This is a genomic window from Pseudomonas sp. Irchel 3H3 (assembly GCF_900187635.1).
In the GTDB taxonomy this organism is placed as follows: domain Bacteria; phylum Pseudomonadota; class Gammaproteobacteria; order Pseudomonadales; family Pseudomonadaceae; genus Aquipseudomonas.
On sequence record NZ_FYEC01000008.1, the window covers coordinates 47094 to 71819 of the forward strand.

General features: G+C 59.9%; 20 protein-coding genes and 1 pseudogene. 12 read left to right on the forward strand and 9 right to left on the reverse strand.

Going from position 1 to position 24726, the window contains the following annotated elements:
• Positions 1–155: 155 nt before the first annotated feature.
• Both CKW24_RS28165 and CKW24_RS11460 read right to left on the reverse strand, forming a co-directional pair.
• Positions 156–275 (reverse strand): annotated as a pseudogene (locus tag CKW24_RS28165) (hypothetical protein); the annotation flags it as partial.
• A 308-nt stretch (positions 276–583) separates the two neighbouring features.
• The gene (locus CKW24_RS11460) at positions 584–1546 is read right to left on the reverse strand and encodes an acyltransferase (RefSeq protein WP_095167992.1); all 963 of its coding nucleotides are present in this window, start codon (positions 1544–1546) and stop codon (positions 584–586) included.
• A 67-nt stretch (positions 1547–1613) separates the two neighbouring features.
• Here CKW24_RS11460 and CKW24_RS11465 point away from each other — a divergent pair, with 67 nt between their 5' ends.
• Positions 1614–1952, forward strand: a complete 339-nt coding sequence (locus CKW24_RS11465) for a hypothetical protein (RefSeq protein WP_371917585.1) — start codon at positions 1614–1616, stop codon at positions 1950–1952.
• A gap of 806 nt (positions 1953–2758) precedes the next feature.
• Here the strand turns inward: CKW24_RS11465 and mnmC are convergent.
• Positions 2759–4741, reverse strand: coding sequence for a bifunctional tRNA (5-methylaminomethyl-2-thiouridine)(34)-methyltransferase MnmD/FAD-dependent 5-carboxymethylaminomethyl-2-thiouridine(34) oxidoreductase MnmC (gene mnmC, locus CKW24_RS11470; protein ID WP_095167994.1), 1983 nt, complete (start codon positions 4739–4741; stop codon positions 2759–2761).
• Between the two features lie 139 nt (positions 4742–4880).
• Here mnmC and pap point away from each other — a divergent pair, with 139 nt between their 5' ends.
• The 3 genes from pap (at position 4881) to CKW24_RS11485 (ending at position 8839) form a co-directional block, all read left to right on the forward strand.
• The gene (gene pap / locus CKW24_RS11475; RefSeq protein ID WP_095167995.1) at positions 4881–6392 is read left to right on the forward strand and encodes a polyphosphate:AMP phosphotransferase; all 1512 of its coding nucleotides are present in this window, start codon (positions 4881–4883) and stop codon (positions 6390–6392) included.
• Positions 6393–6575: 183 nt separating this feature from the next.
• Positions 6576–7760 (forward strand): thiolase family protein, encoded by a 1185-nt coding sequence (locus CKW24_RS11480; protein ID WP_095167997.1) that lies wholly within the window; start codon positions 6576–6578, stop codon positions 7758–7760.
• 110 nt (positions 7761–7870) lie between these two features.
• Positions 7871–8839 (forward strand): DMT family transporter, encoded by a 969-nt coding sequence (locus CKW24_RS11485; RefSeq protein WP_095167999.1) that lies wholly within the window; start codon positions 7871–7873, stop codon positions 8837–8839.
• Between the two features lie 87 nt (positions 8840–8926).
• Here CKW24_RS11485 and CKW24_RS11490 read toward each other — a convergent pair whose 3' ends face one another.
• Entirely contained in the window at positions 8927–10321 is a 1395-nt protein-coding gene (locus CKW24_RS11490) for a class II fumarate hydratase (protein WP_095168000.1), read from the reverse strand.
• A 193-nt stretch (positions 10322–10514) separates the two neighbouring features.
• Here CKW24_RS11490 and CKW24_RS11495 point away from each other — a divergent pair, with 193 nt between their 5' ends.
• The 7 genes from CKW24_RS11495 (at position 10515) to CKW24_RS11525 (ending at position 18336) form a co-directional block, all read left to right on the forward strand.
• On the forward strand, positions 10515–11036 hold the full coding sequence (locus tag CKW24_RS11495; protein WP_095168002.1) for a DUF2059 domain-containing protein: 522 nt from the start codon (positions 10515–10517) through the stop codon (positions 11034–11036).
• A 12-nt stretch (positions 11037–11048) separates the two neighbouring features.
• Entirely contained in the window at positions 11049–11348 is a 300-nt protein-coding gene (locus tag CKW24_RS11500; RefSeq protein ID WP_095168004.1) for a BolA family transcriptional regulator, read from the forward strand.
• A 114-nt stretch (positions 11349–11462) separates the two neighbouring features.
• Complete coding sequence (locus CKW24_RS11505) at positions 11463–12404, forward strand: rhodanese-related sulfurtransferase (protein WP_095168005.1); 942 nt, start codon at positions 11463–11465, stop codon at positions 12402–12404.
• 36 nt (positions 12405–12440) lie between these two features.
• Positions 12441–13043, forward strand: coding sequence for a DsbA family protein (locus CKW24_RS11510; protein ID WP_174244628.1), 603 nt, complete (start codon positions 12441–12443; stop codon positions 13041–13043).
• The gene (locus CKW24_RS11515; protein ID WP_095168008.1) at positions 13036–14853 is read left to right on the forward strand and encodes an ABC transporter ATP-binding protein; all 1818 of its coding nucleotides are present in this window, start codon (positions 13036–13038) and stop codon (positions 14851–14853) included. The genes CKW24_RS11510 and CKW24_RS11515 overlap by 8 nt, the downstream gene beginning before the upstream one ends.
• A 182-nt stretch (positions 14854–15035) precedes the next feature.
• Positions 15036–17495, forward strand: a complete 2460-nt coding sequence (locus CKW24_RS11520; RefSeq protein WP_095168010.1) for an EAL domain-containing protein — start codon at positions 15036–15038, stop codon at positions 17493–17495.
• 79 nt (positions 17496–17574) lie between these two features.
• Positions 17575–18336, forward strand: a complete 762-nt coding sequence (locus tag CKW24_RS11525) for a TenA family transcriptional regulator (protein WP_371917586.1) — start codon at positions 17575–17577, stop codon at positions 18334–18336.
• A gap of 83 nt (positions 18337–18419) precedes the next feature.
• Here CKW24_RS11525 and CKW24_RS11530 read toward each other — a convergent pair whose 3' ends face one another.
• From CKW24_RS11530 to CKW24_RS11550, 5 genes are all read right to left on the reverse strand, one after another.
• Positions 18420–19346, reverse strand: a complete 927-nt coding sequence (locus CKW24_RS11530; RefSeq protein ID WP_095168013.1) for a GGDEF domain-containing protein — start codon at positions 19344–19346, stop codon at positions 18420–18422.
• A gap of 249 nt (positions 19347–19595) precedes the next feature.
• The gene (locus CKW24_RS11535; protein WP_095168015.1) at positions 19596–20336 is read right to left on the reverse strand and encodes a YciK family oxidoreductase; all 741 of its coding nucleotides are present in this window, start codon (positions 20334–20336) and stop codon (positions 19596–19598) included.
• A 105-nt stretch (positions 20337–20441) separates the two neighbouring features.
• Positions 20442–21113 (reverse strand): N-acetylmuramic acid 6-phosphate phosphatase MupP, encoded by a 672-nt coding sequence (mupP, locus tag CKW24_RS11540; protein ID WP_095168017.1) that lies wholly within the window; start codon positions 21111–21113, stop codon positions 20442–20444.
• Between the two features lie 4 nt (positions 21114–21117).
• Positions 21118–21816 (reverse strand): bifunctional 2-polyprenyl-6-hydroxyphenol methylase/3-demethylubiquinol 3-O-methyltransferase UbiG, encoded by a 699-nt coding sequence (ubiG, locus tag CKW24_RS11545; protein WP_095168018.1) that lies wholly within the window; start codon positions 21814–21816, stop codon positions 21118–21120.
• Between the two features lie 63 nt (positions 21817–21879).
• Positions 21880–23211, reverse strand: a complete 1332-nt coding sequence (locus CKW24_RS11550) for a TRZ/ATZ family hydrolase (RefSeq protein ID WP_095168019.1) — start codon at positions 23209–23211, stop codon at positions 21880–21882.
• A gap of 108 nt (positions 23212–23319) precedes the next feature.
• Here CKW24_RS11550 and mtnA point away from each other — a divergent pair, with 108 nt between their 5' ends.
• Positions 23320–24396, forward strand: a complete 1077-nt coding sequence (gene mtnA / locus CKW24_RS11555; RefSeq protein WP_095168021.1) for an S-methyl-5-thioribose-1-phosphate isomerase — start codon at positions 23320–23322, stop codon at positions 24394–24396.
• Positions 24397–24726 lie beyond the last annotated feature (330 nt).

The window sequence follows — 24726 nt, forward strand, 5'->3', positions numbered from 1 at the left end:
CGCCAGCTAATCCGCACATAAATTCCTTACCGGTTTTTCCGTTGGGGAGGGTCAATCTCGAACCCGCCGGAAGTGGCGGGTACTCAGAAACTGACCTGCTGCGGTGCTGTGAGTTTTAGATCGATCGGTTATAAGCAGAGGTTACCGGACTGGCCTCAGGCTTTGCCGCGAATCAACTGGCGCAAGGCAAATCGATTCGGGTGGCAGGCTTCAGCCACGCTGCGGGGCAGGGGCAGCGGTTCATTGTCCAGCCAGGCTGCGAGCAGCTCGCCAGACCGGCTTGGGGTATAGGGGGCCTGTCCCCTGGCATCGGGTCGCATCATGGTGATGCTGGCTCCTGAGGGCGTCGGGAGCACAGCATCCGGGGTCAGCTAAGCGCCTTGAGTGCCGGGTTTATGGAGCGCTTATGGTCAATGCAGGGCGTCACCGTACTAGATTCGACAAGAACATCACTTGGCGGGATTACCTTTAGGGCCGTTTAGCTCCAACTGAGCTTAATTTGCCTGTCTGAGATATCCATCACGCTGGAGGTTTCGGCAACCACTTGCATAGAGCGCGAAACTGCGAACATCGATACCTGCATCTAGTTTTGACTGTTACTCTTTTTTAGTGCGCCAATCATTAATTTCAATAATGGCTGCTCTATAAACTTATAGGCAATGGCCCCAATGAGCATAGATAGGATTATCGCCAAGCCGACGTGTAGAATAGATTTGTCTACAGGGGAGTACCAATCTATGGCCCAAATGACAAGCGCATGGAATAGGTATATTGAGTAGCTTGCCTCACCAAAAAATTGAGCAGTCTTCGATTTCATGAATTTTGATGAGTCAAACCCGAGGCAGCCGATTATCAGTAGTGCGCTAGGTACGCCCCAAGCTAGAAAGCCCTCTGATTTGAATTTGTTGTTTACTACAAACAGAACTATTGATGACGTGATAAGTATTATAGATGGAGCGGTTTTTGGTCTGTATCCGGTTTTTATGAGCTGCCCGATCATTAGGCCGATTGCAAACTCAAGAACCCCCTCTGTAAGATAGTATGAACCTGGAGCGCTTGAAAGGTTTTTTGATAAAGATCCAATGGCCAAAAGAATGCAAATGGCTGTGTATGTCGTGTTTTTATTTATTATCAGTAGTGTTGACAAGACCAGGTAGAAGAACATCTCAAAATTCAGAGTCCAGCCAGGGTAAAGAATAGGGAAGAAAAACTCCGCAGGAGGGGGTAGGAATAAGTAGGATGATATGATGTGGCTTGTTGATATAGACATGTCATATCTAAGTGTAAAGTATGCGGCTGCTAGTGTTGTTGCTATCCAGTACATTGGAACAACGCGCACAATTCTACGAACAAAAAAGTCTAACGGCTTGGTCTTGTCAGTTATTGAGATTGACATGACAATTCCGCTAATTACAAAGAACAGATCGACCCCTGCAGCTCCAGCTCTGAAATTCATAAAAGGGAAGAGAGACAGAGCGTGATAGATCACTACGGTAAAAGCGCCAAGCCCTCTCAGAGCCTGTATCGAATAAAGTTTTCCCTGCATGGCGATACCTGATCCTTAAAAAAGCGCGAAATATACCAGTAGATTCGATCTGACACCAAAGCCAGCGTTGCAACTGGGCCCGCCATCGAGCGGGTTTATTTTTGCCTGGAGAAAAACAAGGGCAAGACTTTCGGATACCCAGGCAGGGCGCCGCGACACGCTCGCCTTTCTCGACACGCTAGCTTGGGCAAAGGGTGCCGGCAGTTCCCCGGCCACCATCATGGATGGTTACGACGTGATCGTCACCGGCATCGACGCGAAGCCCGAGGTGTTCAAGGACTTCAGTCCGGTCAGCCAGGACCTGCTGGAAGTGCTCGCCGGCCGGATCGAAACCGCTATCAAGAAGTGCCGGGGTATTTTGCCTAGCGCCGGAAATGGCCAGCGCAAGCACCGGCTCGAGGACTAGATCAAGCAGTTCTGCTTGGTAGGCGGGAGGCTGTCGTAAGAGGTGGTAATGGAGTCATTCACCGCGATAATTGTCACAGGCGAACTGGTGAGCATCACGCGTGAGCGCTGCGATGAGATCTTCTAAGAGTCCATGGGCGTGCTTGGGGGAGCACTGGAAGCGCTGGATCATCTATCAGGGCGTTAACGCTACTCGAACTCTGGAAGGTTTTCCAAACTGTCTCTCTTAGTTCTGGTGCTATCCATTGTTAATGGTTGCTATCAATAATATAAACGTGCACTCCGAATTTCCACTTTTTGTTAGTCTTCTTAATCTTGGTTTGAAGTTTTGCCTTTTGGAGTTGAATTGGTTTTGCAACAAAAGACCTTGGAGCTATTCGGTCTACGTCAGCTGTAGATGGCTTCTCTTCTTTTACGATAGGTCGATCAAGATGCTTTCGATCAACTGAGTGTTTGGCAGTTGTAATGCAGAAGTCCGGCATGATCATATCCTATTGCATGGCCAAATTCCGTACACAGGATTGTGTATGCGGCGAGCACTTGAAAGGCGTCCTATCGGACGGAAATCTCGTACTTTTTGTACCTCTCTTGCGTTTTCTAGGGAGGGTTAGGGGGGGGGGCCTGAATCTCTTTAAAATTCCCGGCCCAAAAACGCCAGCTAATCCGCACATAAATTCCTTACCGGTTTTTCCGTTGGGGAGGGTCAATCTCGAACCCGCCGGAAGTGGCGGGTACTCAGAAACTGACCTGCTGCGGTGCTGTGAGTTTTAGATCGATCGGTTATAAGCAGAGGTTACCGGACTGGCCTCAGGCTTTGCCGCGAATCAACTGGCGCAAGGCAAATCGATTCGGGTGGCAGGCTTCAGCCACGCTGCGGGGCAGGGGCAGCGGTTCATTGTCCAGCCAGGCTGCGAGCAGCTCGCCAGACAGCGGAGCGGTGATCAACCCCCGGGAACCATGGCCGCTATTGACGTACAAGCCTTCGAGCCAAGGGCACGGGTGGACCGGTACTTGCCGGGCGTCCTTGGCCAGTGCGCCATAGGCCTGGGTGAAGGCCTGGCTGTCGGCCAGCGGACCGACAATCGGCAGGTAGTCGGGGCTGGTACAGCGGAAGGCCGCGCGTCCCTGGAGTTGCTCCGGGTCCAGTTCGGATATGTGCAGGCGCTCGACCAGGTCGGGGGAGATGTCCTTGAGCATGTCCAGGTTGCCCAGGTGTTCGGCGGTGGTCGGCGTGAGGTCGTCGCTCTTGAAGTCGAAGCTGGCGCCCAGGGTGTGTTCACCCAGGCGCGCCGGGGCGACGTAACCTTCGGCGCACACGACGGTGCCGAGGCTCTGGCTCTGTGGGGTTTGCGCTAAACGAGTGATTTGCCCGCGAATCCGCTTGAGCGGCAAGTCGGCACTTTGCGCAAACTGTTTGATCTGCGCCGCGCCAGCCAGGATCACCACCGGCGCGCTGGCCAGCAGGGTCTCGCCATCCCAGGCTTGCCAGAGCTGGTCGACCTTGCGCAGCTGCAGTACTTCGCGGTGGGCCAGCAGTTGCACCTGGGGGTGGGCCGCTTGCCAGCGGCACAACGCAGGCGGGTGCACCCAGCCGCCTTCGGGGTAAAACAACCCGCCGTGTTCCAGGGCGATGCCGGCGATGGCCTGTGCCTGGAGGCGATCCAGCGGCTGCAGCAGATCGCTGGCAAACGCCGCCGCCAGCTTGGCCTGGCGCTCGGCTTCCTTGGCATCGAATGCCAGTTGCAGAACCCCGCAATCATCCCAGTCGTGGCCGCGGTGCAAGTGTTCGAGCAGACGTCGGGTATGACCGAAGCCGCTGACGATCATTTGCGAGAGGGCGGTGCCGTGGGCCGACAACTTCAGGTACAGCACCCCTTGCGGGTTGCCGGAGGCTTCCTGGGCGAGGTCGGCGTGGCGCTCCAGCAGGCTGACCTGCCAGCCACGTGCGGCGAGGCTGGCGGCACTCGCGCAGCCGGCCAGGCCGGCACCGATCACCAGCGCATGGCGTTCGCCCAGGTGCTGCGGCGGCCGGGCAAACCAGGGTTTGACGGCTGCCGGTGCTGGCGTCTCTGCGGGCCAGGCGATGAACGCCCCGCGCAGGATCTCCCATTTGTGGCCGATGCCCGGCGTGCGGCGCATCTTGAAGCCGGCGGCGTTGAGCAAACGACGCACCCAGCCGGTGCTGGTGAAGGTGCTGATGGTCGAGCCGGGAGCGGCCAGGCGCGCCAGTTCGGCGAACAGTTCGGCGGTCCACATCTCGGGATTTTTCGCAGGGGCAAAGCCGTCGAGAAACCAGGCGTCGATCTGCGCGTCCAGTTGTGGCAACTGCTCCAGGGCGTCGCCAATCAGCAGTGTCAGCGTGACGCGGCCATGGTCCAGTACCAGGCGCTGGAAACCCTGGTGGATGGCGACGTACTGCGCCAGCAAGGGCTCGGCGAAGGCCTTGAGTTCCGGCCACAGGGCCAGGGCTCGCTGCAGATCGGCAGGGCTCAGCGGGTATTTTTCAACGCTGATGAAATGCAGGCGCGCACCCGCCACTGCCTGCTGTTCAAACAGTTGCCAGGCACACAGGAAGTTCAGCCCGGTACCGAAGCCGGTCTCGCCAATCACCAGTTTTTCGCCGGCACTCAGGGCGGCAAAACGTTCGCTCAGGCGGTTTTGTTCGATGAATACATAGCGGGTTTCTTCCAGGCCCGATTGGTCGGAGAAATACACGTCATCGAACACCCGCGAGCGCGGGCGGCCTTGGTCGTCCCAGTCGAGCTGGGCGTGGGGCAATACAGGGTTCATGGCGGGCTCAGCATTGGCAAGGCCGCCATTCTAGCGGATCAGGGCAACGGCAACTGATCTATGGCAGCTCGGCGCGTATTACCCGCACAAACCGCCGGTCAATCCGCTAGGCTTGGGCCATCTTGGATGGGAGCCACTCATGTTCGAATCTGCCGAAATCGGTCACGCGATCGATAAAGAAACCTATGAGGCCGAAGTACCGGCGCTGCGTGAAGCCTTGCTCGAAGCCCAGTTCGAGTTGCAGCAGCAGGACCGCTTTCCGGTGATCGTGCTGATCAACGGTATCGAAGGCGCCGGCAAGGGCGAGACGGTCAAATTGCTCAACGAGTGGATGGACCCGCGGCTGATCGAAGTGCGCACCTTCGACCAGCAGACCGATGAAGAACTGGCGCGGCCACCGGCCTGGCGCTATTGGCGGATGCTTCCGGCCAAGGGCCGTATGGGGGTGTTCTTCGGCAATTGGTACAGCCAGATGCTGCAAGGTCGGGTTCACGGCTTGTTCAAGGACGCGGTGCTGGACCAGGCAATCAACGGTGCGGAACGCCTGGAGAAAATGCTCTGCAACGAAGGCGCACTGATCTTCAAGTTCTGGTTTCACCTGTCCAAGCAGCAAATGAAGGCCCGCCTCAAATCGCTGCAGGACGACCCGCTGCATAGCTGGCGCATCAGCCCGTTGGACTGGCAGCAGTCCCAGACCTACGACAAGTTCGTGAAGTACGGCGAGCGGGTGATCCGCCGCACCAGCCGCGATTACGCGCCATGGCACATTATCGAAGGCGTCGACCCCCATTATCGCAGCCTGGCGGTGGGCAAGATCCTGCTCGCCGGCCTACAGGCCGCCCTCAAGCGGCCCAACCTCAAGCCGGACAAGGTCAGCGCCGCGCCACTGACCACCAGCGTGGACCAGCGCGGGCTGCTGGATGCCCTGGACATGAGCCAGCACCTGGGCAAGAAAGACTATGAAGAGCAGTTGATTACCGAGCAGGCACGGCTGGCCGGCTTGCTGCGGGACAAGCGCATGCGCAAGCACGCGTTGGTCGCGGTGTTCGAGGGCAATGATGCGGCAGGCAAGGGCGGGGCGATCCGCCGGGTGGCTGCGGCGCTCGATCCGCGGCAGTACAGCATCGTGCCGATTGCCGCGCCGACCGAGGAAGAGCGTGCGCAACCTTACCTGTGGCGCTTCTGGCGGCACGTTCCGGCGCGGGGTAAGTTCACCATCTTTGACCGTTCCTGGTATGGCCGGGTGTTGGTGGAACGTATCGAAGGCTTCTGTACGCCGGCCGACTGGATGCGCGCCTATGGCGAGATCAACGACTTCGAAGAGCAACTCGATGCCTCCAATGTAATCGTCGTGAAGTTCTGGTTGGCCATCGATAAACAGACCCAGCTGGAGCGTTTCCAGGAGCGCGAACAGATCCCCTTCAAGCGCTTCAAGATCACCGAGGACGATTGGCGTAACCGCGAAAAATGGGACGACTACCGTGGCGCCGTGGGCGATATGGTCGACCGCACCAGCACCGAGGTCGCGCCCTGGACCCTGGTGGAGGCCAACGACAAGCGCTGGGCCCGGGTCAAGGTGCTGCGCACCATCAACCGGGCGCTGGAAGCGGCGTTCGAGAAATCCGACAAGCACGATAAGAAGCACAAGTAGGCGTCATCGTTGACGTACATCGCGAGCAGGCTCGCTCCCACAATGGTTTTGCATATACCCAAAAACCTGTGGGGGCGGACACCATGGGTTTGCATACGCGGGATGAATGATTGTCGCGGTCGGCGGGGTGGTGGATCTATTCTCGATTCACTCCCCTGAACGACAACAACAATGAGGTATGCCATGCGTGAAGTAGTGATCGTCGATAGCGTGCGAACCGGCCTGGCCAAGTCTTTCCGTGGCAAGTTCAACCAGACTCGCCCGGATGACATGGCGGCCCATTGCGTCAACGCACTGCTGCAACGAAATGCTATCGACCCGGCCAGCGTCGAGGATTGCATCGTCGGCGCCGGTTCCAACGAAGGTGCCCAGGGCTTCAATATCGGGCGTAACGTGGCCGTGCTCTCGCGCCTGGGCACTGGCACCAGCGGCATGACCCTCAACCGCTTCTGCTCCTCGGGCCTGCAGGCGATTGCCATTGCGGCGAACCAGATCGCTTCGGGTTGCAGCGACATCATTGTCGCCGGTGGCGTCGAGTCCATCAGCCTGACCATGAAAAGCGTCAACACCGACAACCTGATCAACCCGTTGCTCAAGGAGCAGGTGCCGGGTATCTACTTCCCCATGGGCCAGACCGCGGAAATCGTTGCCCGTCGTTATCAGGTCAGCCGCGAAGAGCAGGACCGCTACGCCCTGCAAAGCCAGTTGCGCACTGCCCAGGCGCAGGCCGGCGGATTGTTCGACGATGAAATCGTGCCAATGACGGTGAAGTACAAGGTCGAGGACAAGCACAGCGGCGAGGTGCAGATCCTCGAGGGCATTGTCGATCGTGATGACTGCAACCGTCCCGACACCACTTACGAAAGCCTGGCCGGATTGAAACCAGTGTTCGCCGAGGACGGCTCGGTGACGGCCGGTAACTCGTCGCAACTGTCCGACGGTGCTTCTATGACCCTGGTGATGAGCCTGGAAAAAGCCCTGCAACTGGGCCTTAAACCCAAGGCGTTCTTCCGTGGTTTTACGGTGGCCGGTTGTGAGCCGGATGAAATGGGCATCGGCCCGGTATTCTCGGTGCCCAAGCTGCTCAAGGCCAAAGGTCTGCAAGTCGCTGATATAGATCTGTGGGAACTCAACGAAGCCTTTGCCTCGCAATGCCTGTACAGCCGTAACCGCCTGGAAATCGACAACGAAAAGTACAACGTCAACGGCGGCTCGATCTCCATCGGCCATCCGTTCGGCATGACTGGCTCACGCCAGGTCGGGCACCTGGTGCGCGAACTGCAGCGCCGCAACCTGCGCTACGGCATCGTGACCATGTGTGTGGGCGGTGGCATGGGCGCCAGCGGGTTGTTCGAAGCGGTGCGTTGAACCGAGCGACCCATACAGTCTTATTAGCGGCTAGTGCGCAACTGTCCCTGTGTGATGCCGGCGTGGAAGCCTAGAATGGGCTTTTCTCGCCGTCTTGCTCTGGGGTTTGCATGCACATTTCGTCCGGTCGCTGGGTCTATGGTCTGTTCCTGGCCCTGCTGACCGCTTTTTTATGGGGCATCCTGCCGATCAAGCTCAAGCAGGTGCTGCTGGTGATGGACCCGGTCACGGTGACCTGGTTTCGCCTGCTGGTTTCCGGTGGGTGCCTGTTTGCCTACCTGGCCGCCACCCGGCGCCTGCCAAGCCGCAAGGCCCTAGGCCCCAAAGGCGGCTGGCTGGTGCTGATGGCGGTGCTCGGGCTGGTGGGTAACTACGTGCTGTACCTCATGGGCCTGAATCTATTGAGCCCCGGCACTGCGCAACTGGTGGTGCAGGTGGGCCCGATCCTGTTGCTGATCGGCAGTGTATTGATATTCAAGGAGCGTTTCAGCCTGGGGCAGGGGATTGGCCTGCTGGTGCTGATGCTCGGCTTCGGGCTGTTTTTCAATCAGCGCCTGAGCGAGTTGCTGACGTCCTTGAGTGACTACACCGCCGGGGTGCTCCTGATTTTGTTGGCTTCCACCGTGTGGACCTTCTATGCGCTGGGGCAAAAACAATTGCTGACAGTGTGGAATTCGCTACAGGTGATGATGGTGATCTACCTGTTTTGCGCCCTGTTGCTCACGCCGTGGGTGCATCCACTGGAGGCGCTGCAGTTGAGCCCGCTGCAAGGCTGGCTGCTACTGGCGTGCTGCCTCAATACCCTGGTTGCCTATGGCGCGTTTGCCGAGGCGCTGGCCCATTGGGAAGCCTCACGGGTCAGTGCAACGCTGGCGATCACCCCGTTGGTGACCTTTGCAGCGGTGGCGTTGGCGGCCTGGTTATGGCCGGAGTATGTACAGGCCGAGCAGATCAATGGCCTGGCGTATGGCGGCGCGTTGCTGGTGGTGCTGGGGTCGGCGCTGGTGGCATTGGGGCCGTCGCTGATTGCCGGGCTCAGGGCACGGCGGATGCGGGCGGCGGTGACGCGGATCAGTTGAAAAATTGCGGCGTACTTTAGAGCATCGCGAGCAGGCTCGCTCCCACAGGATTGTGTGTAACCTGCGGGAGCTTGCCAACTGGCTGCTTCAGCCCTGCTTGCCTGCCTCCAGCATGTTTTCCGGGCGCACCCAGGCATCGAACTGCTCGTCTGTCAGGTAGCCCAACTGCAACGCCGCCTCACGCAGGGTTAACCCCTCGCTGTAGGCTTTCTTGGCGATTTCCGCCGACTTGTCATAACCGATGTGCGGGTTCAGCGCGGTCACCAGCATCAAGCCTCGTTCCAGGTGAGCGGCCATTTGCCCGGCATCCGGTTCCAGGCCGGCGATGCAGTGCAACTGGAAGTTGCTGCAGCCGTCGGCGAGCAAGCGGATCGATTGCAACAGGTTGTGGATGATCACGGGCTTGAACACGTTCAACTGCAGGTGACCTTGGCTTGCGGCGAAGCCGATCGCCACGTCGTTCCCTAGCACCTGGCAGGCCAGCATCGACAGGGCTTCGCACTGGGTCGGGTTGACCTTGCCGGGCATGATCGAACTGCCTGGTTCGTTGGCCGGCAGCCTGACCTCGGCGAAACCGGCGCGCGGCCCGGAGCCGAGCAGGCGCAAGTCGTTGGCGAGTTTCATCAGGGTCACGGCGAGGGTTTTCAGGGCGCCGGATAGGGTGGTCAGCGGCTCATGACCGGCCAGCGCGGCGAACTTGTTCGGTGCGGTGACAAACGGCAGGCCGGAGAGGGCGGCGAGCTCCGCGGCAATCGCTTCGCCAAAGCCATGGGGCGAGTTGAGCCCGGTACCGACGGCGGTCCCGCCCTGGGCCAGTTCGCAGACGGCCGGCAAGGCGCTGCGGATGGCTCGCTCGGCGTAGTCGAGTTGGGCGATGAAGGCGGACATCTCCTGGCCGAAGGTGATCGGCGTGGCGTCCATCAGATGGGTGCGCCCGGTCTTCACCAGCTTCATGTGGCGCGCCGCCAGCTCGGCGAGACCACCGGACAGTTCGTTGATAGACGGCAGCAGTTGCTGTTGCACGGCCTGCACCGTGGCGATGTGCATGGCCGTGGGGAAACAGTCGTTGGAGCTCTGCGAGCGGTTGACGTGGTCGTTCGGGTGCACCGGCGCCTTGCCGCCACGCGGGTTGCCGGCCAGTTCGTTGGCACGCCCGGCAATCACCTCGTTGACGTTCATGTTGCTCTGGGTGCCGCTGCCGGTTTGCCAGACCACCAGGGGGAACTGCTCATCATGCTCGCCGTCGAGCACTTCGTCGGCAGCCTGTTCGATCAGCCGGGCAATATCGGCCGGCAGGTCACCATTACGATCATTGACCCGGGCCGCCGCTTTCTTGATCAGCGCCAGGGCGTGCAGCACCGCCAGTGGCATGCGTTCGCTACCAATCGCGAAATTGATCAGCGAGCGTTGGGTCTGCGCGCCCCAGTAGGCGTCATCCGGGACTTCAACCTGGCCAAGGCTGTCGGTTTCAATACGGCTCATGGGTCACATTCCTTCAGGGTTGATAGCGAAGTTTAGGTGCTGAATGTCGCTGGGGGTTCCATCAGTCGATTTTTCTACCGTTCGGTTGCTGCAAATCAGGCCCGGCAAGGGGGAGGGGTTGAGCGCACGCGTTTTTTAGGCGCAGAATGGCTCCCCTTGGGGTTTTACCTCGCCAGCTAGAAAAGGAAACTCGATGACCCGTCTTCGTGCCATCTGTACCGCGGTTGCCCTGGTCTGCGCCAGCGGCCAGGCCTTCGCCGATACCGCCAGCCACAATGCCAGCGCCGAGGCTTTCCTGACCCTGGCGCATGCCGACAAGCTGGGTACCCCGGTGTACATGCAGGTGCAGCAGATGTTTGCCCAGCGCTTTGCACAGACCAAGGCCCCGGAGTCGAAAAAAGCCCTGCTGGAAACCTACCAGGCCAAGGCTAACGCCGCGCTGGACCAGGCCATTGGCTGGAACAAGCTCAAGCCGGACATGGTCAAGCTGTACACCAGCAACTTCAGCGAATCAGAACTCAAGGACCTGGTCGCGTTCTACCAGTCGCCTCTGGGCAAAAAAGTCCTGGAAAAAATGCCTCAGCTGACTCAGCAATCGGCGCAGATGACCCAGGCCAAACTGGAAAGCGCGGTACCGGTGGTCAACAAACTGCTGGCCGACATGACCAACGAACTTGATCCAAAAGCCGCGGCAGCCGCCAAGAAAAAGCCCTGACCGGAGCCCGTGATGACCATGCAACAACGTATTGAGACGACGCTGAACGCGTTGCTACCCGTGCACCTGGATGTGCTGGACGAAAGCCACATGCACAGCCGCGGGTTGCAGACCCACTTCAAGGCGGTAGTGGTCAGCGAACAGTTCGCCGGGCTCAACAGCGTCAAACGCCACCAGAAGGTCTACGCCACGCTGGGCGACCTGATGGGTGAGTTTCACGCGTTGGCGCTGCACACCTATACCCCCGAGGAATGGGCCAAGACGGGCGCCGCGCCTGCCTCGCCGACTTGTGCCGGCGGCAGCAAGCACTGATCGCCTACAGGCCAGCTGATTTTTGTTAGACTACGCAGCGCGCCGCTTATGCCGGCGCGTTTTTTTTCGCATCCGGTTCACCCTTTACGAGGGTAGCCACCTGGAGAAATACCCATGACACAACAGATTGTCGTGGCGGCACTGTATAAGTTCGTCACCCTGGAAGATTACGTTGCACTGCGCGAGCCCCTGCTGCAGGCGATGGTCGACAACGGCATCAAAGGCACCCTGCTGATTGCCGAGGAAGGCATCAACGGCACGGTTTCCGGTAGCCGCGAAGGCATCGACGGCCTGATGGCCTGGCTCAAGAACGACCCGCGCATGGACGATATCGACCACAAGGAATCGTACTGCGACGATCAGCCGTTCTATCGCACCAAGGTCAAGCTCAAAAAAGAAATCGTGACCCTGGGCGTCGAAGGCGTCGACCCGAACAAGAAAGTCGGCACCTATGTCGAGCCGCAGGACTGGAACGCCTTGATCAGCGACCCGCAAGTGCTGTTGATCGATACCCGTAATGACTACGAGGTCTCGATTGGCACTTTTGAAGGGGCGATCGACCCGAAGACCACCAGTTTTCGCGAATTTCCCGACTACATCAAAGCCAACTTCGATCCGGCCAAGCACAAGAAGGTCGCGATGTTCTGCACCGGCGGCATTCGCTGCGAGAAGGCTTCGAGCTATATGCTCAGCCAGGGCTTCGATGAGGTCTTCCACCTCAAGGGCGGAATCCTCAAGTACCTCGAAGAGGTGCCGCAGGAAGAAACCAAATGGCAGGGCGACTGTTTTGTATTCGATAACCGGGTCACCGTTCGCCACGACTTGAGCGAAGGCGACTACGATCAATGTCATGCCTGTCGTACACCCGTCAGTGTAGAAGACCGCGCATCCGAGCACTATGTAGCTGGCATCAGTTGCCCTCATTGCTGGGATAAGCTGAGCGAGAAAACCCGTCGCAGTGCGATCGACCGGCAAAAGCAGATCGAATTGGCCAAGGCGCGCAACCAGCCGCACCCGATTGGTTACAACTACAAGCAATCCAGCACCGAGGCCTGAACCATGACCGCGCGCCTGCTCTATGTAATGGACCCGATGTGTTCCTGGTGCTGGGGGTTCGCTCCGGTGGCCGAGGCATTGGCCTTGCAGGCGCAGGCCGCCGGCGTGGACGTGCACCTGGTGGTCGGCGGTTTGCGCACGGGCAGTGGCGCGGCGCTGGAGCCGACTACCCGGCGCTACATTCTTGAACACTGGCAGGCCGTCAACGACGCCACCGGCCAACCATTCAAGCTCGACGGTGCGCTGCCCGAAGGTTTTGTCTACGACACTGAGCCCGCCTGCCGCGCGCTGGTCACGGCCCGCAGCCTGGCACCGGATTGCGCCTGGCAGTTGCTCAAGCTGATCCAGCAGGCTTTTTATGCACAGGGGCGCGATGTGACCCATGCCAGCGTGCTGGTGGAGTTGGCCGAGCAAGCGGGCTTGCCGCGAATCGAATTCGCCGCAGCCTTCGACCGTGCCGACCAGCACGCCGCCACGGCGGCGGATTTCACCTGGGTCCAGGACCTGGGGATTGCCGGCTTCCCGACCTTGTTGGCCGAGCGTAACGGTCAACTGGCCTTGTTGACCAATGGCTACCAACCACTTAGCGAGCTGTCCCCGTTGCTCGGCCGCTGGCTGGAGCGTGCCGCCTGTGTATGACCAGCCTGACGCTGGACAGCCACCGGAGCGAGTCGATCGGCTGAGTTGGGCACACATCCGTCGCCTGGCACTGCGGCATAAAAAAGCCTTGTGGATCGCCAATGGCGTCGCCGTCCTGGCGACTCTGTGCAGCGTGCCGATTCCCTTGCTGTTGCCGTTGCTGGTGGATGAGGTGTTGCTGGGTAATGGCGATGCTGCGCTGAAGGTGATGAACCACGCGCTACCCCAGGCCTGGCAAAGCGCCGCCGGTTATATCGGCCTGATGCTGCTGATCACCCTGACCCTGCGGTGTGCGGCATTGTTGTTCAACGTGGTGCAGGCTCGGCTGTTTGCCGGTTTGGCCAAAGACATTGTGTATCGCATTCGCCTGCGGCTGATCGAGCGCCTCAAGTGCATTTCCCTGGGCGAGTACGAAAGCCTGGGCAGCGGCACGGTCACCACCCACCTGGTCACCGACCTGGACACGGTCGACAAGTTTGTCGGCGAGACTCTCAGTCGGTTCCTCGTGGCCATGCTCACGCTGGTGGGCACGGCGGCGATCCTGGTCTGGATGCACTGGCAGCTGGCACTGCTGATTCTGCTGTTCAACCCACTGGTGATCTACGCCACGGTGCAGTTGGGCAAGCGGGTCAAGCACCTGAAGAAGCTGGAGAACGACAGCACCTCGCGGTTCACCCAGGCGCTGACCGAGACCCTGGACGCGATTCAGGAAATCCGTGCCGGTAACCGCCAGGGCTTTTTCCTCGGTCGTCTTGGCGCGCGCGCCCGGGACGTGCGCAACTATGCGGTCAACTCGCAGTGGAAAACCGATGCGTCGAGCCGCGCCAGTGGCTTGCTGTTCCAGTTCGGCATCGACATCTTTCGTGCCGCAGCGATGCTCACTGTGTTGTTCTCCGACCTGTCCATCGGGCAGATGCTGGCGGTGTTCAGCTACCTGTGGTTCATGATCGGTCCGGTCGAACAACTGCTGAATCTGCAATACGCCTATTACGCCGCCGGCGGTGCCTTGACGCGCATCAATGAGCTGTTGTCGCGCGCCGACGAGCCGCAGTACCCGGGAGGGATCGATCCGTTCAAGGGGCGCGAGACAGTCGGTATCGAAGTGCAAGGCCTGAGTTTCAGCTATGGCGACGAGCCGGTGCTGGACCAGATGAACCTGTCCATTGCGCCCGGAGAAAAAGTCGCCATCGTCGGGGCCAGTGGTGGCGGTAAAAGCACCTTGGTGCAATTGCTCCTGGGGCTTTATACCCCCCAGGGCGGCGAAATCCGTTTTGGCGGTGTCACCCAGCACGACATTGGCCTGGAAACCATCCGCGAGCATGTCGCGGTGGTGCTGCAGCACCCGGCGCTGTTCAACGACAGCATTCGGGCCAACCTGACCATGGGCCGTGAGCGCAGTGACGAAGCCTGCTGGCAGGCCCTGCAGATCGCCCAACTCGATGCCACGGTCAAGGGCTTGCCCCAGGGGCTGGACAGTATTGTCGGGCGTTCCGGTGTGCGTTTGTCCGGTGGTCAGCGCCAACGCCTGGCGATTGCCCGGATGGTGCTCGCCGAACCCAAGGTGGTGATTCTAGACGAAGCCACCTCGGCGCTCGATGCCGCCACCGAGTACAACATGCACCTGGCGCTGGCGCGGTTTCTCAGTGGGCGGACCACCTTGATCATTGCCCACCGCCTCTCGGCGGTGAAGCAGGCCGACCGGGTGTTGGTGTTCGATAGCGGGCAAGTTGCCGAGGATGGCGACCATCAGCAACTGATCGCGGAGGGTGGTTTGTACGCCAAGCTGTACGGTCATTTGCAACAGCACTGAAGGCGGCCGGCACTTACTTCCAGGCCACTTCCAATGCATTGGGGTTGCCGTCAACAGCAAACTGCTTCATCACGTATGAGCATTAAAAATGTCGCGGCTTGCCGGGAGTGAGATCGCCTCCTAGGCTAGCTGTAACGATTTCGGCTGCACGTCGATCAAGCAGCGTTAACGCAAGGGACCTCATGAAGCAAAAAAGGACGCTCGGGACACCTCGGCTGCTGGGCATCGTCTGGCCGTTTATTGCCGTCGTCCTATTTCAGGCCCTGCTCGGTGGTGTCAGCCTCTATACGCTGTCGGCGGTTCGCGGCTATGTGGCCGGCGAGAGCCTGTGGTCCAAGAGCCAGAAAGACGCGATCTACTACCTCAATCTCTACGCTGACAACCGCGACGAATCTATCTTTCGAAAATACCAGCAGGCCATGACGGTGCCGGAAGGTGGCCATGAACTGCGGGTTGCACTGGACCGCGAGCCGCCGGACCTGGAGGCGGCCCGACTAGGCATTCTCAAGGGGGGTAATCACCCGGACGACGTACCGAGCCTGATCTGGCTGTACTTGAATTTTCGCCATTTCAGCTATCTGCAAATCGCTATCGATCGTTGGATTGAGGGTGATGCGTATCTGGTCCAGCTGGACACTGTTGCCCGGGACATGCACGAGCGCATCAGCCGCAACCAGGCCACCGAAGCGGACATGGCGCGGTGGAAAGCGCGGATATTTGCCATCAATGAAGGTGTAACCCCCGCCGCCAAGGCCTTCAGCGATGCGCTGGGCGAGGGCTCGCGGGTGATTTTGCGCTGGTTGCTGTACACCAACCTGGCAACCGCGCTCGGTCTGATTGTCCTGGCCTTGCTGCGGACCCACAAATTGCTCGCGCAGCGCCACGCTTTTGCCGATGCCTTGCAGCTGGAAAAAGAGCGCGCGCAAATTACCTTGCAGTCGATTGGCGACGCCGTGATCACCACCGATGTCGAGGGCGCCATTGCTTACATGAACCCGGCGGCCGAAGCACTGACCCACTGGAAGGCTGGACAGGCCGTCGGCCTGCCGCTGGCGGAGTTGTTCAATCTGCTGGATGAGAACGCCCAGGCCGACGGCTTCACCCTGATCGAGCACATTCTCAGCGGTCAGCTCAGTGGCAGCAGCGAACACGCCAAGCTGATCCAGCGTCTGGACGGCAGTACGGTGTCGGTGACCCTGGTCGGGTCGCCGATTCACACGGCGGGCAAGGTCAGTGGCACGGTGCTGGTGTTGCATGACATGACCCAGGAGCGGCAATACATCGCCAACCTTTCCTGGCAGGCGACCCACGACGCCTTGACCGGCCTGGCCAACCGTCGCGAATTCGAATTTCGCCTGGAGCAGGCGCTGCATAACCTGACACGCCAACCTGGGCGACATGCGCTGATGTTCCTCGACCTCGATCAATTCAAGCTGGTCAATGACACCTGTGGGCATGCTGCCGGCGATGAGTTGCTGCGACACATCTGTGCCTTGCTGCAGTCGGGCTTGCGCGAGGGTGACACCCTGGCTCGGCTGGGGGGGGACGAGTTCGGCATTCTCCTGGAGAACTGCTCGCCGGAGTCCTCGGAGAAAATCGCCGAGACCCTGCGCCAGACCGTGCAAAACCTGCATTTTGTCTGGAAAGGCCGGCCATTCGTGACCACTGTCAGTATCGGCCTGGTGCACGTCGCGCAGAATCCGGCGACCCTGGAAGCCTTGCTGCGGGCGGCGGACATGGCGTGCTACATGGCCAAGGAGAAGGGCCGTAACCGCGTGCAGCTGTACCATGTCGACGATTCCGAGTTGTCGCTGCGCTTTGGCGAAATGGCTTGGGTGCAGCGCTTGCACATGGCCCTTGAAGAAAATCGCTTCTGTTTGTACTCCCAGGAAATCGCCACCTTGGGGCACGTCGATACAGGCGGTGGGCATGTCGAAATTCTTCTACGACTGCATGACGAAGCCGGGCGAATGATATTGCCCAGTTCTTTTATTCCCGCCGCCGAACGTTATGGCTTGATGACTTCTCTGGATCGCTGGGTGGTCGAGAATGTATTCAAGATAATTGCCCAGTGTATGGCCCGACAACATGAAGGGCCGATGGCGATGTGTGCGATTAATCTGTCAGGCATTACTATTGGTGATGATGAATTTTTAATCTTCTTGCGTCAGCAGTTTGTTATTCACGGTATTCCGCCTGAAATGATTTGTTTTGAAATTACTGAAACCAGTGCAATTTCAAATTTATCCAGTGCAATTAAATTTATTAATGAACTCAAAGGCTTGGGTTGCTACTTTTCTCTAGATGATTTTTGTGCCGGAATGTCATCGTTCGCGTATCTGAAACACTTACCTGTAGACTTTCTAAAGATCGACGGAAGTTTCGTCAGGGATATGCTGGACGACCCGATTAACCGCGCAATGGTCGAAGTGATCAACCACATTGGTCATGTCATGGGTAAGCGCACGATTGCCGAATTTGTTGAAACCCCGCAGATCGAGCAGGCCTTGCTGGAAATCGGCGTGGATTATGCGCAGGGTTACAACATTGAACGTCCGCAGTTGTTTACCACTGACAGCCTGCTCTGTCGGCCGAGTCGACCTCGGCCATTGTTGTTCAAGGCGCCCGGTACGTTCCGTTGAAGTTGTCTGTCGATCCCTAACCATCACAATCAAAAGGAGTGCGACAGTGATCGATACATTCAACAGAACCGGCCCGCTTATGGAAGCTGCTAGTTATCCTGCCTGGGCTCAGCAATTGATTCAGGCGTGCAGCGAGAGCAAGCGTCGGGTTGTCGAACATGAACTTTACCTGCGTATGCGCGACAACCAACTCAGCGCCAGGACCATGCGCCAATACTTGATTGGTGGCTGGCCGGTGGTGGAACAATTTGCGCTGTATATGGCGCAGAACCTGACCAAGACCCGCTTTGCCCGGCACCCGGGCGAAGACATGGCACGCCGCTGGTTGATGCGCAATATCCGTGTAGAACTCAATCATGCCGACTATTGGCTGCATTGGAGTCGTGCCCATGGCGTGAGTCTGGAAGATTTGCAGGCGCAACAAGTGGCGCCCGAGCTGCATGCGCTGAGTCATTGGTGCTGGCATACCAGTTCGTCCGACTCGTTGATCGTGGCCATCGCCGCCACCAACTATGCGATCGAGGGAGCGACGGGGGAGTGGGCGGCGCTGGTCTGTTCCAACGGGATCTATGCGGCGTCATTTGCCGATGAGGAACGCAAACGCGCCATGAAATGGCTGAAAATGCACGCGCAGTACGATGATGCTCATCCTTGGGAGGCGCTGGAGATCATCTGCACGCTCGCCGGCCAAAACCCCAGCAAGGCGCTGCAGGAAGAGCTGCGCCTAGCCGTGTGCAAAAGCTACGACTATATGTACCTGTTCCTGGAGCGCTGCCTGCAACTGGAGTACGTCCACAAGCCCAGCGTAGTCCGTGGGCGAATGGCGATGGCGGAAGGCTGACGGCGCGGCTCCTGCAGCAGCTGGCGCAGCCTGCGTTGGGTTGCGCAGCGACCCCCGACATTCTCAAGCAGGGTGTCGGGGGATTACCCCGCCATCGCCAGGCGATTACGCCCCTCGCGCTTGGCCACGTACAGCGCACTGTCAGCGCGGCGCAGCAGGCTTTCGGCCGATTCTGCGGGGAGCAGGGTCGAGCAGCCGAGGCTGACGGTCAGCTCGATCAGCTTGCCCTCAACCCGATAATCCTCCACCTGTGCGCTGTATCGCAGGCGTTCGCCGACCATGGCCGCAGCTTCGCGGCTGGTATTGGACAGCAGGATCAAAAACTCCTCGCCACCGAAACGAAACACCATGTCGACGTTGCGCAGTTGGTTCTTGATCGACGTGGCGACGGCCTTGAGCACCTGGTCGCCAGCAGCGTGGCCGTGGCTGTCATTGACGCGCTTGAAGTGGTCGATATCCAGCATCAGCAGGGACAAAGGCTGCTGGTGACGTCGGGCCATGTGGATTTCCCGTTCCAGGGTCTGATCCATGGCGATACGGTTACCGGTACCGGTCAGGGGGTCACGCAGTGCACTTTGAGTCGCCGCTCGATACAGCAGGGCGTTGCGCATGGGGAACAACAAGGGCACCAGCAGGGCTTCGAGGTTGGCCTGCTCCTGCTCGCTGAAGCGTTGATTGCGCCGGAACACCAGTTCACCCAGGTGTTCACCCTGATGGCTGAGGCTGTAGCTCACCGAGTGATGGCCGCGCTGGCCGAGCTCCAGGCGCAATTCGCTGGACTCGTGCCGATAGTGCAGGGCGTCCAGCGGAACCAGGCGCTGAACTTCGCGAAAAAACAGGCCGAGGATGCGTTGCGGTTCCAGGCTGGTTTGCAATTGCAGGCCCATTTGCTGGCGCAACTGGCTCAGGCTCGCAGGGCGTTCCACAAGGGGCGGGATCTGGCCAAAACCCAGGCGTTGCAATTTGGCGCTATCAAAATCAATTGCGTGGGTCTGGGTCGGAGATTTCATATGGCGTGCGCCCCCAAGCAGGAATGCTGTCTGACAAGCTGGGTTACAGCGTGTTTGGTGCAGATTTAGAGCGAAATGCGTGCCATCGGTTCATTTTCTGGAAAAGCCGATTGCAATCAGATGCTTGGGGCACCCAGCGGGATATGCCTGCGAGCAATATGACGGTTGTTTGACTAAGCATAGCAGAATAGTGGCACCGCCTGGCTCATGCCGCGGCGGGAAGCCGTCGCGACATGCTGGGGCACCAGCTTACTGGGCGTCGAACGCCTGGCCGTTGATGCCGCTGCTGTCCGGCCCCATCAGGTACAGGTAGACCGGCATGATCTCTTCCGGGGTCGGGTTGTTGTTCGGGTTTTCCCCGGGGTAGGCCTGGGCACGCATGCTGGTGCGGGTGGCGCCCGGGTTGATGCTGTTGGAGCGGATCGGTGCGACGGTGTCGACTTCATCGGCCAGGGTCTGCATCAAGCCCTCGGTGGCGAACTTCGATACGCCATAAGCACCCCAGTAGGCACGGCCCTTGCGACCCACGCTGCTGGACGTGAAGATCACCGAGGCGTCCTTGGACAGCTTGAGCAGGGGCAGCAGGGTGCTGGTGAGCATGAACATGGCGTTGACGTTGACTTGCATCACGCGCATGAAGTTTTCGCCGGACAGTTGCTCGATCGGCGTGCGTGGACCAATGATCGAGGCGTTGTGCAGCAGGCCGTCAAGGTGCCCGAACTCAGTCTCGATCATTGCCGCCAACTCGTCGTACTGGTGCGGCAGAGCGGTTTCCAGGTTGAACGGGATCACCGCCGGTTGAGGGTGACCCGCGGCTTCGATTTCGTCGTAGACCTGGGTCAGGTTGGCTTCGGTCTTGCCCAGCAACAGCACGGTGGCGCCGTGAGCTGCGTAGGTTTTCGCGGCGGCTGCACCGATCCCGCGGCCGGCACCGGTGACCAGGATGACCCGGTCCTTGAGCAATTCAGGACGAGCGGAGTAATCAAACATAAAAAACCTCTACAAAAATTCTTCAGGTCAGGCGCAATCCCTGCGGGGGCGCCGGTGCGGCTATCGCCAGCAGGCGCGCTCCCACAGATGTGGTGCGTTGACTGCTTAGCAGCTGCACAACGCGCTATCGAGCACCTTGCGCAACTCCAGCGGATGATCCACTACCACGTCCGCACCCCAGTGCCGCGGGTTGTCGTCTGGGTGAATGTAGCCGTAGGTGACCGCGGCGGTGCGGGTGCCGGCATCGCGTCCGGACTCGATGTCGCGCAGGTCGTCGCCGACGAACAGGACGCTGGCCGGGTCGAGGTCGAGCATCTTGCACGCGAGGATCAGCGGTTCCGGGTCTGGCTTGCTGTTCTTTACGTGATCCGGGCAGATTAGTAGGGCCGAGCGCTCGGCCAGCCCCAGTTGTTGCATGATCGGCTCGGCAAAACGCAGCGGCTTGTTGGTCACTACGCCCCAGATCAGATTGGCCTTCTCGATGTCGGCCAGCAGTTCAGCCATACCGTCGAACAGTTTGCTGTGGACCGCGCAGCCCTTGAGGTAGCGCTCGAGGAACTCCAGGCGTAGTTCCTCGAAGCCTGGCGCCTGCGGGTCCAGCATGAAGGTCGCGGCGACCATGGCCTTGGCCCCACCGGAAATCTCGTCGCGGATGCGTTTGTCCGGGATCGCTGGCAGCCCGCGCTCGGCCAGCATGTCCTGGCAGATGGCGATGAAGTCCGGCGCGGTGTCGAGCAGGGTGCCGTCCATGTCGAAGAGAACTGCTCTGATTGCCATGGGCTTACTCCTCGCGCAGGGTCTGGATCATGTAGTTGACGTCAACGTCGCTGGCCAGCTTGTAGTGCTTGGTCAGCGGGTTGTAGGTCAGGCCGATGATGTCCTTGACGGTCAGGCCGGCCGCACGGCTCCAGGCGCCCAGTTCGGAAGGGCGGATGAATTTCTTGAAGTCGTGGGTGCCGCGTGGCAGCAGCTTCATGATGTATTCCGCGCCGACGATGGCGAACAGGTAGGCCTTCGGGTTGCGGTTGATGGTGGAGAAGAACACCTGGCCGCCGGGCTTGACCATACGGAAGCAGGCGCGGATCACCGACGAGGGGTCGGGCACGTGCTCGAGCATTTCCAGGCAGGTGACCACGTCGAACTGCTCGGGCATTTCTTCGGCCAGGGCTTCGGCGGTGATCTGCCGGTATTCCACGCTCACGCCCGACTCCAGCTGATGCAACTGGGCAACTGCCAGGGGCGCTTCACCCATGTCGATGCCCATCACGGTGGCGCCGCGCTGTGCCATGGATTCGCTGAGGATGCCGCCGCCACAGCCGACGTCCAGGACCTTCTTGCCCGCCAGTTTGACGCGTTCGTCAATCCAGTTGACGCGCAGTGGGTTGATGTCGTGGAGGGGCTTGAACTCGCTTTCGCGATCCCACCAGCGATGGGCCAGGGCCTCGAATTTGGCGATTTCAGCGTGGTCGACGTTGCTCATGGGTAATCCTCTGAATCTGAAATATTCTGCTGTCAGCCTTGAGGTTCAGCTCAAGGGGGCGTTCTATTCGGTGTGGCCGCTGATGCGTTGACCCCAGGCGTTGGCCGTGGCGCACAGCTGTTGTTCATCGAGGCGCGTCAGGCGCCGGTCGTCGAGCAATTGCTTGCCGCCGACCCAAAGGTGTTTCACGCAGTCCCGGCCGGTGGCATAGATCAGTTGCGAGACCGGGTCGTAGACCGGTTGCTGGGCCAGGCCGGACAGGTCGAAGGCCACCAGGTCGGCAAACTTGCCGACTTCCAGCGAGCCAGTCTGCTGTTCCAGGCCCAGGGCACGGGCGCCGTTGAGGGTTGCCATGCGCAGGGCGCGATGGGCGTCCAGGGCGCTGGCGGATCCGGCAACGGCTTTGGCCAGCAGGGCGGCGGTACGGGTTTCGCCCAGCAGGTCCAGGTCGTTGTTGCTGGCGGCGCCATCGGTGCCGATCGCCACATTGACCCCGGCTTGCCACAAGCGCTCCACCGGGCAGAAGCCGCTGGCCAGTTTAAGGTTCGATTCCGGGCAATGAATCACGCTGCTGTTGCTTTCTACCAGCAATGCCAGGTCGTCTTCGCTGATCTGGGTCATGTGCACTGCCTGGAAGCGTGGCCCCAGCAGGCCCAGGCGTGCCAGGCGGGCCAATGGCCGCTCACCGTGCTTTTCCAGCGCCTGATGAACCTCGATCGCGGTTTCGTGGACGTGCATGTGAATGGCGGCGTCCAGTTCCTCGGCGATGACCCGGACTTTCTCCAGGTTTTCATCGCCAACGGTGTAGGGTGCATGGGGGCCGAAGGCGATTTTGAGGCGTGGATGGTGCTTGAGGTCGCCGAACAGTTCGATGCCCTGGCGGATCGCCTCATCGGCACTGCTGGCGCCGGGAATCGGGAAGTCGAGGATCGGAATCGCGATCTGTGCCCGTATGCCGCTGTTATGGACACGCTCACTGGCAACTTTGGGGAAGAAGTACATGTCCGAGAAGCAGGTGATGCCACCTTTGATCTGTTCGGCGATGGCCAGGTCGGTGCCGTCGCGTACAAAGGCTTCATCAACCCACTTGGCCTCGGCCGGCCAGATGTGCTGTTCGAGCCAGGTCATCAGTGGCAAGTCGTCGGCCAGGCCGCGGAACAGGGTCATTGCCGCGTGCCCGTGGGCGTTGATCAGCCCGGGGCTGAGCAGCATGCCTGGCAACTCCCGGACCTCATGGGCCGCGAGTTTGAGTGCAGCGCTGCGCGGACCGATGAAGGCAATTCGCCCGTCGCGGATCCCCAGGCCATGCTCCTTTAGCACCACGCCCGCCGGCTCGACAGGCACCAGCCAGGTCGGCAGCAAGAGGAGGTCGAGAGCGGCAACGGGGGTCGGCATCGAGGATTCGGTCCAGTGCTTTTGTAAAGGATGGCGAAGTATACCCGAGCGTCTTCGCGGGGGGATCGCTATAATCGACGGCTTTTGTTCATGAGTACGGGGTGAGGGATGCGCGATCGACTGTTGGCTGCTGAGAAGGTGAAGGCCATCGATTGGCGAGACGGCACCCTGTACCTGCTGGATCAGCGCCTGCTGCCGTTCGAGGAGCGCTGGATCGCTCATACCAGCGCGGCACAGGTGGCGGAGGCCATTCGTGCGATGGTGGTCCGTGGCGCCCCGGCAATCGGCATTAGCGCCGCCTATGGCATGGTGCTGGCCGCGCGTGCCCGAATCGCCGCAGGTGGCGACTGGCAGGCGGCGCTGGAAGAGGATTTCGCCCTGCTGGCCGAGTCCCGCCCGACTGCGGCTAACCTGTCCTGGGCCCTGGGGCGTATGCGCGAACGCCTGGCGCGGCTCAAGGCTCACGCCCAGCCCTTGGTCGCGCTCGAAACCGAAGCCCTGGCGATCCAAGAAAGTGATCGTGAGGCCAACCTGACCATCGCCCAGTTGGGCGTCGACCTGATTCGCAAGCACCAAGGCAACGCGCAGACCATCCTCACCCATGGCAATGCCGGTGCGCTGGCCACGGGCGGCTTCGGTACGGCGCTGGGGGTGATTCGCGGGGCGTTCCTGGAAGGCATGGTCGAGCGGGTCTATGTCGACGAAACTCGGCCCTGGCTACAAGGCTCGCGCCTTACCACCTGGGAGCTGGCCAACGAAGGCATTCCGGTGACTGTCAATGCCGATGCGGCTGCCGCCCATATCATGAAGACCAAGGGGATTACCTGGGTGGTCGTCGGCGCTGATCGGATCGCCGCCAATGGTGATGTGGCTAGCCAGATCGGCACCTACCAGTTGGCAGTCAACGCCATGCACCACGGCGTGCGCTTCATGGTGGTGGCGTCGAGCTCGACCATCGACATGGACCTGGCCAGCGGCGAGGACATCGCCCTTGAAGAGCGCGACGCCGGTGAGTTGCTCGAAGTGGGCGGCAAGCGGATCGGTGAGGGGGTCGAGGCTTTCAATCCGGTGTTCGACGTCACGCCGGCGGACTTGATCGATGCCATCATCACCGAAAAAGGCCTGGTCGAGCGGCCGGATACCGCAAAGATGGCGCAATTGATGTGCCGCAAGCGCCTGCATTGATCAGCTCAGGTGCCTGAGCGATTGTCGTCGCGAGCAGGTTCATTCCCACAGGTTTTGCGCCCACCACAGGCTCTGCAGGAGCTGGCTTGCCAGCGAAAGGGCAGGTCAAGTCAATAAATTAACCACAATCTAGTCTCGAATCAGCCTCTAAGCTTCTCTCGTCCCCCTCAAGCCTGTCATCGGTCAACTAACTATGCTCCATGCGCATCAGGGGGATAGGTGCGTGGCGGCTCTTGTGATAACATCCGGCGGTTTCCAAGGTCGCCCCGCGGGGTAACCTTTACTGCGCAGATCCATGGCATAACTCGTTGATTTGTCGTAAGTCGGTGC

What these genes read in the sequence shown, in the direction of transcription:
- CKW24_RS11460 (WP_095167992.1), bottom strand. Translation starts at nt 1,546, where the DNA reads ATGCAGGGAAAACTTTATTCGATACAGGCTCTGAGAGGGCTTGGCGCT.
- CKW24_RS11530 (WP_095168013.1), bottom strand. Translation starts at nt 19,346, where the DNA reads ATGAAATCTCCGACCCAGACCCACGCAATTGATTTTGATAGCGCCAAA.
- mtnA (WP_095168021.1), top strand. Translation starts at nt 23,320, where the DNA reads ATGCGCGATCGACTGTTGGCTGCTGAGAAGGTGAAGGCCATCGATTGG.
- CKW24_RS11495 (WP_095168002.1), top strand. Translation starts at nt 10,515, where the DNA reads ATGACCCGTCTTCGTGCCATCTGTACCGCGGTTGCCCTGGTCTGCGCC.
- CKW24_RS11520 (WP_095168010.1), top strand. Translation starts at nt 15,036, where the DNA reads ATGAAGCAAAAAAGGACGCTCGGGACACCTCGGCTGCTGGGCATCGTC.
- CKW24_RS11500 (WP_095168004.1), top strand. Translation starts at nt 11,049, where the DNA reads ATGACCATGCAACAACGTATTGAGACGACGCTGAACGCGTTGCTACCC.
- pap (WP_095167995.1), top strand. Translation starts at nt 4,881, where the DNA reads ATGTTCGAATCTGCCGAAATCGGTCACGCGATCGATAAAGAAACCTAT.
- CKW24_RS11535 (WP_095168015.1), bottom strand. Translation starts at nt 20,336, where the DNA reads ATGTTTGATTACTCCGCTCGTCCTGAATTGCTCAAGGACCGGGTCATC.
- mupP (WP_095168017.1), bottom strand. Translation starts at nt 21,113, where the DNA reads ATGGCAATCAGAGCAGTTCTCTTCGACATGGACGGCACCCTGCTCGAC.
- CKW24_RS11505 (WP_095168005.1), top strand. Translation starts at nt 11,463, where the DNA reads ATGACACAACAGATTGTCGTGGCGGCACTGTATAAGTTCGTCACCCTG.
- CKW24_RS11490 (WP_095168000.1), bottom strand. Translation starts at nt 10,321, where the DNA reads ATGAGCCGTATTGAAACCGACAGCCTTGGCCAGGTTGAAGTCCCGGAT.
- ubiG (WP_095168018.1), bottom strand. Translation starts at nt 21,816, where the DNA reads ATGAGCAACGTCGACCACGCTGAAATCGCCAAATTCGAGGCCCTGGCC.
- CKW24_RS11550 (WP_095168019.1), bottom strand. Translation starts at nt 23,211, where the DNA reads ATGCCGACCCCCGTTGCCGCTCTCGACCTCCTCTTGCTGCCGACCTGG.
- CKW24_RS11480 (WP_095167997.1), top strand. Translation starts at nt 6,576, where the DNA reads ATGCGTGAAGTAGTGATCGTCGATAGCGTGCGAACCGGCCTGGCCAAG.
- CKW24_RS11485 (WP_095167999.1), top strand. Translation starts at nt 7,871, where the DNA reads ATGCACATTTCGTCCGGTCGCTGGGTCTATGGTCTGTTCCTGGCCCTG.
- mnmC (WP_095167994.1), bottom strand. Translation starts at nt 4,741, where the DNA reads ATGAACCCTGTATTGCCCCACGCCCAGCTCGACTGGGACGACCAAGGC.
- CKW24_RS11525 (WP_371917586.1), top strand. Translation starts at nt 17,575, where the DNA reads ATGGAAGCTGCTAGTTATCCTGCCTGGGCTCAGCAATTGATTCAGGCG.
- CKW24_RS11510 (WP_174244628.1), top strand. Translation starts at nt 12,441, where the DNA reads ATGTGTTCCTGGTGCTGGGGGTTCGCTCCGGTGGCCGAGGCATTGGCC.